This window comes from Mycetohabitans rhizoxinica HKI 454 (assembly GCF_000198775.1).
Taxonomy (GTDB): Bacteria; Pseudomonadota; Gammaproteobacteria; order Burkholderiales; family Burkholderiaceae; genus Mycetohabitans; species Mycetohabitans rhizoxinica.
Genome location: NC_014722.1, coordinates 1,779,229 through 1,791,820, shown reverse-complemented (window position 1 = coordinate 1,791,820; position 12,592 = coordinate 1,779,229). Strand labels below are relative to the sequence as shown.

The window sequence follows — 12,592 nt, the reverse complement described above, 5'->3', positions numbered from 1 at the left end:
CGATATGGCGCAACGCGCGAGTGAGGAAGTAAGCAGCAGAAATGACATATCAACCCATTGCTTTCTCACTCGAGGTTTTTTTATGCTCACTCGTTTTGGAGTATGGCTTCCGTGCGTGACGGTGGCCGCGTTGCTTGCGTTGAGCGGATGCGGGGGTGGAGACGGGCCCCAGAGTACGGCCAGCCGTACCGTAGCTGTGCTGCCGCCGTCATCCGATGCGCCGCTCACGGTCCCCACCGCGCCGATCGCCGCCAACCCGGCAGTGGTCAAGACGGTGTCTCCGGTCGAAATGCCCGACACCGTGGTGCCGCTGAACTACAAGCTGTGGTTCCGGCCGAATCCGGCGTTATCAGCGTTCCAGGGCCGCGCTGACGTTCAGATCAAGGTACGCGAGCCGGTCAACGCGATTGTCGTCGCGGGGCACCGGATCAACTTCATCAACGGCTCAATCACGCTGCAGCCGGGCAATGTTCCGCTGACGGCGGTGCCGCAGGACAAGGGGGATTATTATCAGCTTCGTCCCGTGAGCGGGCAAATTGCGGCGGGCACCTATTCGCTGCATATGGAGTGGCAGGGCATCATCAACTTCAAGACCTATGACGATCCGGCCACTCACACCGGCGGAAGTTGCGGTGATGATCCCTATCCCGGCTGCTCGGCCGCCGAAGGCGTGTTCCGCGTCGACTTGAAGGCAACGGATGGCACCACCAGCGGCGCGATTCTCACCCAGGGCGAATCGGACCTCGCGCGCCAGTGGTTTCCGGGCTGGGATGAACCGGCGTTCCGACCAACCTATGAGGTGAGCGCCGACGTGCCGAGCCATTGGCGGGTTGTGTCCAATGCGGCGGAGCTGCCGCCGGTGGACATCGATGGTGGCTACAAGCGTGTATCGTTCGAGAAGACGCCGCCGATGCCGTCCTATCTGCTGTTCTTCGGCGGCGGGCAGTTCGATGTGCTCGAGGACGACTTTTCGAGCCCGCTGCCGGATGGCAAGGGGCTGCACCTGCGCATCTTCACGCCGCCTGGCATGAAGGAGTGGGCGCGTCCTGCGATGAACCAGACCAAGCAGGCCCTGGATTTCTATTACCGCTATACGGGTATCCCGCTGCCGCTCACCAAGTTCGACACGGTCGCCGCAAACGACGCGTTCAAAGAGCAAAAAGACCTGAACTTCGGCGGAATGGAAAACTGGGGCGCGATCCTGGAGTTCGCGGACGACATCCTGCCGCCTCCTGGTACGCCGATGTCGGACTACGGCCTGACCGTGCTCACGCATGAGGCTGCGCATCAATGGTTCGGCGATCTGGTTACGCTGGACTGGTGGGACGACGTGTGGCTGAATGAGTCGTTTGCGACGTTCTTTGAGAACAAGACCAAGATCCGCTTTTTTCCGGACCGTTTCAGTTGGGCCGACGAGGTCAAGAATAAATACCGTGTGATTGCGGCGGACTTGAAGTCATCGGCATTTCCGGTTCAACCCAACTTCAGCGCGTACGCGTCCAATGATTTCGTGCTGGGTGCGGGCACGTTCGTCTATAACAAGGGCGGCCAGGTGCTCAAGATGATCGAGGGCTATTTGGGCGAGCCAGTGCTGCGCAGCGCGTTGCAGTCCTACTTGGCTGATTATGCGCTGGGCAACGCCACGCCCAAGCGGTTGTGGGACGAACTGGCCAAAGCCAGCGGCGAGCCGATGGCGGCGATCGGCGACAGCTTCGTGCGGCAGACTGGCATTCCGCTGGTTTCGCTCGACACGCGCTGTGATCTGAGCGCCAACCAGACGGTCGTGACGCTGAAACAGCAGCCGTTTCCGAACCAGAATCGGTATCCGGGCACACAGTGGACTATTCCGCTGACGTTGGCGTATGGCGATGGCTTGACCAGCCGCAAGACGTTCGCGATGAAGGCCACCGACATGCAAGTGCGGCTCGATGGCTGTGGCGCGGTGTTGGCCGACCCGAGTGGGCAAGATTACTACGTGGTCAATTACGGCGACAACGCCTGGAGCCAGCTGCTGGCGCAGCGCACCGCCTTGCAGGATCCGGCGCGCCTGACCAACTTGAAGCTGGAAGCCAAGTTGCTCGTGGGGGCAGGACTGGCTGATGCTTCGCGCCAGACCAGCATCGACTCGATTGGGCCAGCGCCGGCGGCACAGTTGCGTATGCTGCGCCGTGACACGGCGGGCCTTGCGCCGTTGGGCGTTGAGCGTCGCCTGCCGCGCTTGCAGGGTCCAACTAAACCGCGGCCCAGTGTGCGGTAGGCGGAAAAAGTAGCCCCTAGCCGTTAGCCGGCGGCTAGGGTTGGCCCGGGCACGGCAGTCAAGGCCGCGCTCGCCGGCGCTCGCGCAGGGGGCGATACGCGACGTGGTGTTGTGTAACCCATTACGAGGCTTCGAAGGTGACGTGATGGCCGCGAATCAGTGCGCTTTGGGCTCGGTCACGAATCCGATCTTGGCCAACCCGCTCGATTGCGCATAGGACATCACGTCGGCTACGTGCTCGTACGCGACCTTGCGATCGGCTCGCAAATGCAGTTCCGGCTGTGGGTGGGCCTGCGCGGCGGCGGCGATCTTGCGCTGCAACTCGACGTCGGACACCTTGACGTCATCCCAGAACACGGTGCCATCGGCATTGACCGACACTGTGACGTGCGCGGGCCGCACATCCTGCCGCTGGCTGCTCGCGTGCGGCAGGTCGAGCTTGACTGCGTGTTGGATCGCCGGAATCGTCACGATGAAGATGATCAGCAGCACGAGCATGACGTCGACCAGCGGCGTCATGTTGATCTCGTTCATCAGCCCGTCGTCGTCGTCCACAAAGGGGGTCATTGCCATTGCCGTACCTCGCTCATTTGCCGGCTGTCGCTAGCCGCGGGCCTTCGCCGCGCTGGAGCGTCGAGGACAATCGTTCACCTGTCACGAAGTACGCGTGCAGCCCGTGCGCGAAGCGATTCAGCTTGGTCACCACGGCCTTGTTCGAGCGGGTTAGCGCGTTGTAGCCGAGCACCGCGGGAATCGCGACGAACAGGCCGAATGCCGTCATGATCAGCGATTCGCCCACCGGTCCCGCAACCTTGTCGATTGACGTGTCGCCGGTCGCCCCGATCGTCAGCAACGCATGATAGATGCCCCACACGGTGCCGAACAGGCCGACGAACGGTGCGGTGCTGCCGATCGATGCGAGGACCGCCAGCCCACTTTGCATCTGGGCGACGCAGTCATCCATGGTGTCCTTCAGGCAGCGCGTTATCCAGTCCGAAATGTCCATCCGGTCATGCAGGTGAGGCTGACTCTTGTGGTGATGGTCGGCGGCTTCCTTGCCGGATAGCGCGAGTGCGACGAACGGGTTATCGGCGGCGCCGGAGCCGGTCGAGCCGAGCTTTACGAGACCTTCAGTGAAATCGTCGGAATGCCAGAACTGCTGCTCGGTGTTACGCGTCAGGCGCCGCAACCGCAGCACGTTCCATCCTTTAATTAGGATTACGCTCCACGATAGCACTGACATGATCAATAGTGTGATCGCGATGCCGCGCGTGACGAAATCCCCTTGTGCCCATACGTGGGCCATACCGTAGTTCTGCATGGTGTTTCCTTCGTATCCTCGTTATCGGTGACGCTGTTGAGCAGGCGGACTCGGCAATGGACGCCAGCGGCACGGTATCAGCCGGCACGGCTCAGTCGTCTAGATTGAACACATACGGCTGGTCAGCCGTGACCCGGATCGGTTGCCCATTTTCGATGTAAGGCCGGCACGTGCTGGCTAGCGCGGCATTGCGCGCGGCCTCGTCCAATCGATCATAACCGCTACTTTTCTTGATCGTGGCCCGTTCCACCTTGCCCTCCAAACCGACGACCAGGTTGACGACCACCGTGCCCGTTTCCTCGCGTCGTCTGGACAGCGCGGGATAATCGGGCCGCACGATCTGGCAGTCGAGCTTGGCGACGCCCTTGGGTGCGCCCTGCGCGACCACCGAGCGAGGGCCCGGCGCGGGTGATGCGGGCTCGGCGACCGGTACGGGCGTGGGCGCCGGCGCGGCCGGGGGCGCTGACGGCGTGGGCACCGATTGCGATGGGGTATCACGTACCGGCATTGGTGGCGTAGGCGCTGGCGCGGGATGCTTGACGACGGGCTTGGGATTGGGCCGCGGCATCATCACGGACTTGGGTTTGGGTTTCGGCGCAGGCGTGGGCGCCGGCGCGGACTGCACCGCGACCGGTGCCGGCGGGGCGAGTAGTTCGGCCATGATCGGCCGGGACTCGACCGTCACGGTTGGGACGGTGTCGGCACGCGCATAAACCAGCCACGCGATCACGCCGGCATGCAGCAGTGCCACTGCGGCGAGTGTGGTCGTGTAGTGCGCGACGGGGCGCGATTTCATCGGCGAGACTGCACTGGAGCGTAGCGCGCCAGCCGAACTGGGAGAAACCTGCATATTAGCGTTGGCCGATGGCAGATGCACGGGGGCCGCGACGCGGACAATGGCCGGCTTTGCTTCGACACGACCCGGAGTGTGCCGGGTTCAGCGTCGAAAAATCAGAAAGGAGATGCATAGCGTTGTCGCGAATCCAAGCAGCAGTTCCATGAAGCCCTCCGAGAGCGCAGTGCGGTAACGTGGCTGGCTCGCGCGTCGCGCTGGCTTGCACGGAGAAAGACGGGCCAGAGCAGAACCGACGCGGCATCGGGCCGCGGCCCGCCCGATATCCACTGGCGTCAGGCCGCCTTGCGCTCGTAGAACGCGACCGGCGCCGGCGTCACATGACGCGCCGGGTGGGCGCCGGGACCGCACAGGCTCGTGCATGCGCCGCAGGCGGCAACCAGGTCGCGCACGGTTTGCTCGCACTTGCCGCAGCACGTTGCTACGCCCAACTCGAATTGCAATTCGTCGAACGTCGAGGCACCGAACTCCAGCGATGCACGGATAGTACGGTCGGAAACAGACTTGCACACGCAGACGATCATGATGCGCTGACAGCTAACGTTAATGCGAATTATTATCATTCTTTGTGGTGACGTGTGCAAGCGCGATCGATGATTTTTTGTAACATCGGGGTCGCTGGCCTTGCGTCAGGCCAGTGCATCGCGATAAATCGGTTCCGACGCTATTTCGACGTGTTCGGCGGCCACGTTGACGCTGAGCAGTTGCCGAGCGATGCGGGCCAATTGCGGGGCGTCGCCCGTGGTGACGAGCCGCAACGGCGCTGGCGCGGATGTCGGCTCGGCGTGCGCGGCGGCCGGGCCAGTGTCAACCCGTAACTGCTGGTCGGTCAGCCGCCGCACCAGTTGACGCGCGATCGCCTCGCCGGTGTCGATGACGTGGAGCCGGTCGGCAGTGATTGTACGCACCGCATCGAGTAGAAACGGATAGTGGGTGCAGCCCAGCACCAGTATATCGGCACTAGCGTCCAGAATCGGCTGCAGGCATGCGGCCAGACGTTGCATGACGACCGGCGAACCGATGTCGCCCGCCTCGATTGCATCGACCAGGCCATGACCTGCCTGGCAGACGAATCGGCAATCGCCGCCGTACTGGGCGAGCAGCGCGTTGAAGCGCGCGCTCTTGAGCGTGCTGGCGGTCGCCAGTACGCCGGCCACGCGGGTGCGCGACTGCAACGCGGCGGGCTTGATGCCCGGCTCGACGCCGATGATCGGCATCGGCAGGCGCTCGCGCAACATCGATACGGTATGCCGCGGTGGCGGTGTTGCAGGCCACCACGATCGCCTTCACCTGTTGCGCCGCGAGCCACCGGCCGATGCCCAGCGTGCGCGCCGCGATGAACGCGTCGTCGCGCTCGCCATACGGCGCGTAGCGGGAATCGGCGCAATACAGCAGTGCCTCATCGGGTAACGTCGCACGGATCGCGCGCAGCACCGACAGGCCGCCGACCCCGGAGTCGAACACGCCGATCGGCGCCGCGTTGCGCATTGTCATCCTCACCGTGCTGGTGGCTGCCGCGGCTTACGATTGGACAGCTGTCATCGCGCACTGCTGGTAATTCTGGATGCCTATCCTGTTGATCAATTCGAGTTGTGTCTCGAGCCAATCGATGTGCTCTTCGGTGTCGTCCAGGATGCGGCGGAAGAGCTCGCGCGACACATAGTCCTGCACGGACTCGCAATACGCGATCGCCTCCTTGCAGGTCGTTTGCGACGCCAGTTCGAGCTTCAGATCGCATTCAAGGATTTCTTGCGTGGTCTCACCGACCAGTAGCTTGTGCAAATCCTGCAGATTCGGCAAGCCATCGAGCATGAATACGCGCTCGATCAACCAGTCGGCGTGCTTCATTTCACCGATTGACTCGTCGTATTCGTGCTTGCCCAGCTTGTCCAGCCCCCAGTGCTGGTACATCCGCGCATGCAGAAAGTACTGGTTGATCGCCGTCAGTTCGTTCTTCAACTGAGCGTTCAGATATTCGATGACTCTCTTGTCGCCTTGCATGATCGGTTCCTTGTGGTGGGCAGGCACGGACGGTGTGCAAGTTATGGATTGAACCGAGTCGTCCGTTGCTCGCTAAATGTGAAGCCGCGCGGCTGCGCGGTCCGCCGATCCGCTACGCGGTGGCAATCGAAACCTTGCCGATCCTGGCTTGCCATTCCTTCGGGCCGGTCTGATGGACCGATGTGCCGTTGGAATCGACCGCCACCGTGACCGGCATGTCCTTGACCTCGAATTCGTAGATGGCTTCCATCCCGAGATCTTCGAACGCGACCACGCGCGAGCCGCGGATTGCCTTGGACACGAGGTAAGCGGCGCCGCCGACCGCCATCAGGTAGGCCGCTTGGTGCTTCTTGATCGCATCGATCGCGACTGGGCCGCGCTCGGCTTTGCCAATCATCGAAATAAGGCCGGTTTGCGCGAGCATCATCTCGGTGAACTTGTCCATCCGTGTCGCGGTTGTCGGGCCAGCGGGGCCGACGACTTCGTCGCGCACCGGATCGACCGGGCCGACATAATAAATCACGCGGTTCGTGAAGTCGACCGGTAGTGGCTGGCCGTTGGCTAGCATGTCCGCGATGCGCTTGTGTGCGGCATCGCGTCCGGTCAGCATCTTGCCCGAGAGCAACAGCGTCTGGCCCGGCTTCCAGCCGGCGACCTGCTCGCGCGTCAGCGTATCGAGGTTCACGCGCTGACTGGTCTCGGTGTTCGGCTGCCAATGCACATTGGGCCAGGCCTCCAGCGGCGGCGGATCCAGCCGCGCAACGCCAGAGCCGTCGAGCGTGAAGTGTGCATGGCGGGTCGCCGCGCAGTTCGGGATGATTGCGATCGGCTTGCTGGCCGCGTGCGTGGGCGCCGCCATGATCTTCACGTCCAGCACGGTTGACAGACCCCCCAACCCTTGGGCGCCGATGCCCAGCGCGTTGACCTTCTCGTGCAGTTCGACGCGCAGCGCCTCAATCCAATCGCGCGGTCCACGGGCGATTACGTCTTGAATGTCGATCGGATCCATCAGCGATTCCTTCGCCATCAAAACCGCCTTCTCGGCAGTGCCGCCGATGCCGATGCCAAGCATGCCCGGCGGACACCAGCCGGCACCCATCGTCGGCACGGTCTTGAGCACCCAATCGACGATCGAATCGGACGGATTCAACATCGCGAACTTCGACTTATTCTCCGAGCCGCCGCCCTTTGCCGCCACCTGCACGTCGAGCTTGTCGCCCGGAACGATCTCATAGTGGATGACTGCCGGCGTGTTGTCCCGAGTGTTCTGGCGCGCCCCTTCGGGCGGGTTGACGATCGATGCGCGCAGCACGTTGTCCGGGTGCGTGTAGCCGCGCCGCACGCCTTCGTTGATCATCTCCGTCACGCTCATCGTCGCGCCATCCCAGCGCACGTCCATGCCGACCTTGACGAACACCGTGACGATGCCCGTGTCCTGGCAGATCGGGCGGCGTCCTTCGGCGCACATCCGGCTATTGGTGAGGATCTGCGCGATCGCGTCCTTCGCTGCCGGGCTTTGCTCGCGCTCGTACGCGCGGCCCAGCGCCTGGATATAGTCTAGCGGATGGTAGTAGCTGATGTATTGCAGCGCATCGGCGATGCTTTGAATCAGGTCTTCCTGCTTGATGACTGTCATGGTGCTTTTCTCTTGGGGCGCCGCATCGGCTGGCGGCGGGAGTAACGCTCAATCGTGTGTCGAATCGGCTAGTGAAACAGGAACATGCGGCGCGTGCGATGTAAGCTTGTCCACCCAGGCCATGACGAGCGCCGACAGCAGGAATGCAAGGTGGATGAGTACCTGCCACACCACCGCCTGCGACGAATGCTGGTCGGGGTCGATGAAGGTCTTGAGCAAGTGGATCGACGAAATGCTGATCAGCGCCATCGACAGTTTGACCTTCAGCACGCCGGCATTGACGTGATCGAGCCACTCCGGTTCGTCCGGGTGGCCCTCCAAGCCCAGCCGCGACACGAACGTCTCGTAGCCGCCGATGATCACCATGATCAGCAGGTTCGAAATCATCACGACGTCGATCAGTCCGAGCACCACCAGCATCACATTGGTCTCGGTCAGCGACGCCGCGTGCGACACTAGGTGCCACAGTTCCTTCAGGAATAGGAAGACGTAGATAGCCTGGGCGAGGATCAAGCCCAGGTACAGTGGTAGTTGCAGCCAGCGACTAAAAAAGATCAGCGACGGCAGTGCGCGCATACGGCGCGGCCCGGACGGCGAAAATGGCGGGTGACTGGAAGGCATCGTGCAACTGAGCAAACGGTGTCGCACTGCCCGTGCACGCGCGCGGGCAGGGGCGAACGCCAGGGTGGGGTCAAAAATACAGTTATTGTACCAATGCGGTTATTGTACCGCGTCGCAGCAGAATGGCTGCGGCACGCTCGGCTCGGGCACGCGGCGGCGGGCCATGACGCGAGTGGCGGGACGCGGCCGGCCGCATGCTGGCCAACGCGATGCCGGTGATCCCGCCTACTCGCACGGACCCATGCGCTGCGCTCGGACGATCGCCAGAAAAGTGATCCTGTATGCGGCGGCCACCGGCAGCACCGCCCCATAGTCGAACGCGGCAAGCGAGCCCGCGCCGAATAGCAACCTCGGCAGCAGGTACGATGCCGTGCGTGTACGGCCTACGTCGATGGCCGCCAATGTTTACGACAGGACCAAGCAAATCGATTCGCAGCACACCGCACCGAGCGCCGCAATCGTGCGGGTAATTACGCCGGCGGCGACGGCGCTCGTGTGCCGCGGCCCGTTGAGCATCCATAGCGTGAACAGAAACGTGCCGAACAGCGATTGCAGGAACAGACTCAGCCATTCACCGCGCGTATCTTCGCGGGCCGGTACAGCGGCCAGAGCACGCCGATCTCGGTCACGAACCGTAATAGCGCGAAGATCGATACCGAAATGAGTGCGACGATGCTCTTGCCGATGCCCACATAAGTGTTGACGAGTCGCATCGCGCAAGGGGCAAGCGTGCGTAGCGGTTTGCTGCGGGGTCACAGCGAATCCGAGGCCGCTCAGCTTTTTCTTAATTGAGCAAGCATTGTAGAGTTCATTGTAAAGTTCTGGGTAGGTGCCGGTAAGCACGCGGGTCGATGCGGTGCGGCGATCGACTTCGTTGCGCCGCCCGGCCACGGCGGGAGCGGAGACACTCACGCCAATGTGTGGCAACGCGGCGGCGCGCGGCGGGTTATCCAGCGCGTTGCGACAGCGATGCGATACGGCGGCACACGACAACGATTTTGTTTATTCCATTATCAGGGGGTAGTTTGATGTCTGCCATTGAATCGGTCCTGCAAGAGCGGCGCGTGTTTTTTCCGTCCGCGCAGACCACGGCCGCGGCCGCCATCGCCGGCATGGATGCCTATCGGGCGCTGGTCGCCGAGGCCGAGCGCGACTACGACGGATTCTGGGCTCGCCTGGCGCGCGAGCACCTGGCGTGGCACAAGCCGTTCACGAAAGTGCTGGACGAATCCAATGCACCGTTCTATACGTGGTTCGAGGACGGCCAGCTCAACGCTTCGTACAATTGCCTGGACCGGCAGATCGCCGCGGGCCACGCGCAGAAGAACGCAATCGTGTTTGAGGCTGACGATGGCACGCTCACGCCTGTCTCCTACGGCGAGTTGCACCGGCGCGTGTGCCAGTTTGCCAATGCGCTGAAGTCGCGCGGCGTGCGCAAGGGCGATCGCGTGGTGATTTACATGCCGATGTCGGTCGAAGGCGTCGTCGCGATGCAGGCCTGTGCCCGGATCGGCGCAACGCATTCGGTCGTGTTTGGCGGGTTTTCGTCGAAATCGCTCAATGAGCGGCTGATCGATGTCGGCGCTGTGGCGCTGGTCACTGCCGACGAGCAGATGCGCGGCGGCAAGGCGCTGCCGCTTAAGCGTATTGCCGACGAAGCCCTGGCGATGGGCGGATGCGACGCGGTGAAGGATGTCATCGTCTATCGGCGCACCGGCGGCAAGGTCGCCTGGCACGAAGGGCGCGACCATTGGCTGCATGAACTGGTGGTCCAACAGCCCGAGCAATGCGAGCCGGAATGGGTCAGTGCTGAACATCCGCTGTTTATTCTGTACACGTCGGGTTCCACCGGCAAACCGAAGGGCGTGCAGCACAGCACCGGCGGCTATCTGCTGTGGGCCATGTTGACAATGAAATGGGCGTTCGATATCAAGCCGGACGATGTGTTCTGGTGTACCGCCGACATCGGCTGGATCACCGGCCATACGTATATCGCGTACGGGCCGCTGGCGTGTGGTGCAACGCAAGTTGTGTTCGAAGGCGTGCCGACGTATCCGAACGCGGGCCGCTTCTGGGAGATGATCGCGCGGCACAAGGTCACCGTGTTCTATACGGCGCCGACCGCGATCCGCTCGCTGATCAAGGCATCGGATGCCGATCCGGCATGCCATCCGCGCGCGTACGACCTGTCGTCGCTGCGTATCATCGGCACTGTCGGCGAGCCGATCAACCCCGAAGCGTGGGTCTGGTATTACGAGCAGGTCGGCGCCAAGCGTTGCCCGGTCATCGACACGTGGTGGCAGACCGAGACCGGCGGCCATATGATCACGCCGCTGCCCGGCGCCACGCCGCTCGTGCCGGGCTCATGCACGCTGCCGTTGCCGGGCATCATGGCGGCAATCGTCGACGAGACCGGCCAGGACGTACCGAACGGACAGGGCGGGATCCTCGTGATCAAGCGCCCGTGGCCTTCGATGATCCGCACGATCTGGGGCGATCCGGAGCGTTTCAAGAAAAGCTATTTTCCCGAGGAACTCGGTGGCAAGTTGTATCTTGCCGGAGACGGCAGCGTACGGGACGAGGAAACCGCGTATTTCACGATCATGGGACGCATCGACGATGTGCTGAATGTGTCCGGTCACCGGCTCGGCACGATGGAGATCGAGTCGGCGCTGGTGGCTAATCCGATCGTCGCCGAAGCGGCGGTCGTCGGCCGGCCCGATGACACAACCGGCGAAGCGGTGGTCGCGTTTGTCGTACTCAAGCGCGCACGTGTGCAGGGCGACGAGGCCGTGAAGGTGGCAAATGAGTTGCGGGCGTGGGTCGCGAAGGAAATCGGTCCGATTGCTAAGCCGAAGGATATTCGATTCGGCGACAACTTGCCGAAGACGCGCTCCGGCAAGATCATGCGGCGGCTGCTGCGCTCGCTGGCCAACGGCGAGGCGATCACGCAAGATGTGTCGACACTGGAAAACCCGGCTATCCTCGATCAGTTGAACGAGGCGCGCTGACGCGATGAGGTGCATGGCCTTCGTCGCTGCGCATGTCGATTCGCATCAGCGACGAAGGCTCTGGAGAGACTCGATGCCCTTCGGCCGGTGGCGATGCGCACTGACGCAGCCATGGGTGGGCGTACTCATTTTGCATCGCCCACATTTTTGCGCGTAGGCAGTGGGGCAGGGCCTGCGACAAGTTCATCGGCTGGCAGCAAGCTCAGAAACGTCCTGGCCACCTCCGGCTCACGGCACGTCAGCCAGTCGTCATAGTATTCGCGCCGCAGGATTACGATGCCGCGCTTCTCAGATCCAGGCTCGTGAAAACGGCGCAGGAGCGGATGAGAGTCGGCATTGAGCGTCAACATCGTGAACGACAGACTATCGTTCCACGCACGCCATAACCCTGCAATCGAGAACGGCTCACCACTCGCTAGCTTGATCCGCCAGCGCACCGCCTTGCCGGTTTCATAGTTCGGCTCATAGAAGCTTGATGCAGGGATAAGGCACAGCTGCCCATTGCGCCAGCATGTCGAAAAACTGCGTTTTTCGCCCACGGTCTCGGCTCGAGCGTTCATCGTATCGAACACCTTGACGCCGGGCGGGATGTGCTTGCGGGGCACGAGGCCAAACGTTGCCCGATCGGTGCTTCTCGTACCTTCTCCCATACGGAAAATTGGCGCCGCGTAGTCTTTATAGACGCTGCGAGGGTAATCGAATGTCGGCCGAGGAAACTCGGTGAATGTGCTCAAATCGTCGAGCGTCGCGGATTCGTAGTTGGTGCACACACCGCCCCCTTGAAGCGCCAGATTAGATTGATTGATGCAACAGCGCTGTGCAAATATACGGTGATGTTGCAAGAATGAGGGGTTGCAATAGTCTTAAGGGTACGCTTTCTATTCGTTGCCGT

The 12,592-nt window shown here is 62.4% G+C and carries 10 protein-coding genes and 2 pseudogenes; 2 read left to right on the top strand and 10 right to left on the bottom strand.

Translation table 11 applies throughout. The features are described from left to right. The first annotated feature begins 82 nt into the window (after nucleotides 1-82). Entirely contained in the window at nucleotides 83-2,257 is a 2,175-nt protein-coding gene (locus RBRH_RS07910; RefSeq protein WP_083813455.1) for a M1 family metallopeptidase, read from the top strand. A gap of 156 nt (nucleotides 2,258-2,413) precedes the next feature. Here the strand turns inward: RBRH_RS07910 and RBRH_RS07905 are convergent, their stop codons facing one another. The 9 genes and pseudogenes from RBRH_RS07905 to RBRH_RS18895 form a co-directional block, all read right to left on the bottom strand. Further along, entirely contained in the window at nucleotides 2,414-2,830 is a 417-nt protein-coding gene (locus RBRH_RS07905; RefSeq protein WP_013435633.1) for an ExbD/TolR family protein, read from the bottom strand. Between the two features lie 13 nt (nucleotides 2,831-2,843). Further along, nucleotides 2,844-3,578, bottom strand: coding sequence for a MotA/TolQ/ExbB proton channel family protein (locus RBRH_RS07900; RefSeq protein WP_013435632.1), 735 nt, complete (start codon nucleotides 3,576-3,578; stop codon nucleotides 2,844-2,846). A 91-nt stretch (nucleotides 3,579-3,669) separates the two neighbouring features. Further along, on the bottom strand, nucleotides 3,670-4,374 hold the full coding sequence (locus RBRH_RS07895) for an energy transducer TonB (RefSeq protein ID WP_049786398.1): 705 nt from the start codon (nucleotides 4,372-4,374) through the stop codon (nucleotides 3,670-3,672). Between the two features lie 332 nt (nucleotides 4,375-4,706). After that, nucleotides 4,707-4,955: a (2Fe-2S)-binding protein gene (locus RBRH_RS07890; protein WP_041753660.1), complete on the bottom strand. Its 249-nt coding sequence runs from the start codon at nucleotides 4,953-4,955 to the stop codon at nucleotides 4,707-4,709. Nucleotides 4,956-5,060: 105 nt separating this feature from the next. Next, a pseudogene (gene murI, locus RBRH_RS07885) lies at nucleotides 5,061-5,925 on the bottom strand (glutamate racemase). 27 nt (nucleotides 5,926-5,952) lie between these two features. Beyond that, the gene (bfr, locus tag RBRH_RS07880; RefSeq protein ID WP_041754326.1) at nucleotides 5,953-6,432 is read right to left on the bottom strand and encodes a bacterioferritin; all 480 of its coding nucleotides are present in this window, start codon (nucleotides 6,430-6,432) and stop codon (nucleotides 5,953-5,955) included. A 112-nt stretch (nucleotides 6,433-6,544) separates the two neighbouring features. Continuing rightward, on the bottom strand, nucleotides 6,545-8,068 hold the full coding sequence (locus RBRH_RS07875) for a fumarate hydratase (RefSeq protein WP_013435627.1): 1,524 nt from the start codon (nucleotides 8,066-8,068) through the stop codon (nucleotides 6,545-6,547). Nucleotides 8,069-8,116: 48 nt separating this feature from the next. Then, complete coding sequence (locus RBRH_RS07870) at nucleotides 8,117-8,689, bottom strand: TIGR00645 family protein (protein WP_041753659.1); 573 nt, start codon at nucleotides 8,687-8,689, stop codon at nucleotides 8,117-8,119. 82 nt (nucleotides 8,690-8,771) lie between these two features. Next, nucleotides 8,772-9,402 (bottom strand): annotated as a pseudogene (locus RBRH_RS18895) (hypothetical protein). Between the two features lie 315 nt (nucleotides 9,403-9,717). Here RBRH_RS18895 and acs point away from each other — a divergent pair. Beyond that, on the top strand, nucleotides 9,718-11,700 hold the full coding sequence (acs, locus tag RBRH_RS07860) for an acetate--CoA ligase (RefSeq protein WP_041753658.1): 1,983 nt from the start codon (nucleotides 9,718-9,720) through the stop codon (nucleotides 11,698-11,700). A 125-nt stretch (nucleotides 11,701-11,825) separates the two neighbouring features. Here acs and RBRH_RS07855 read toward each other — a convergent pair whose 3' ends face one another. Continuing rightward, nucleotides 11,826-12,470 (bottom strand): SOS response-associated peptidase, encoded by a 645-nt coding sequence (locus RBRH_RS07855; RefSeq protein ID WP_041753657.1) that lies wholly within the window; start codon nucleotides 12,468-12,470, stop codon nucleotides 11,826-11,828. Nucleotides 12,471-12,592 lie beyond the last annotated feature (122 nt).

Excerpts from the sequence above, each read along its gene's own strand:
- RBRH_RS07910 (WP_083813455.1), top strand. The coding sequence starts at position 83 with ATGCTCACTCGTTTTGGAGTATGGCTTCCGTGCGTGACGGTGGCCGCG.
- RBRH_RS07905 (WP_013435633.1), bottom strand. The coding sequence starts at position 2,830 with ATGGCAATGACCCCCTTTGTGGACGACGACGACGGGCTGATGAACGAG.
- RBRH_RS07900 (WP_013435632.1), bottom strand. The coding sequence starts at position 3,578 with ATGCAGAACTACGGTATGGCCCACGTATGGGCACAAGGGGATTTCGTC.
- RBRH_RS07895 (WP_049786398.1), bottom strand. The coding sequence starts at position 4,374 with ATGAAATCGCGCCCCGTCGCGCACTACACGACCACACTCGCCGCAGTG.
- RBRH_RS07890 (WP_041753660.1), bottom strand. The coding sequence starts at position 4,955 with ATGATCGTCTGCGTGTGCAAGTCTGTTTCCGACCGTACTATCCGTGCA.
- bfr (WP_041754326.1), bottom strand. The coding sequence starts at position 6,432 with ATGCAAGGCGACAAGAGAGTCATCGAATATCTGAACGCTCAGTTGAAG.
- RBRH_RS07875 (WP_013435627.1), bottom strand. The coding sequence starts at position 8,068 with ATGACAGTCATCAAGCAGGAAGACCTGATTCAAAGCATCGCCGATGCG.
- RBRH_RS07870 (WP_041753659.1), bottom strand. The coding sequence starts at position 8,689 with ATGCCTTCCAGTCACCCGCCATTTTCGCCGTCCGGGCCGCGCCGTATG.
- acs (WP_041753658.1), top strand. The coding sequence starts at position 9,718 with ATGTCTGCCATTGAATCGGTCCTGCAAGAGCGGCGCGTGTTTTTTCCG.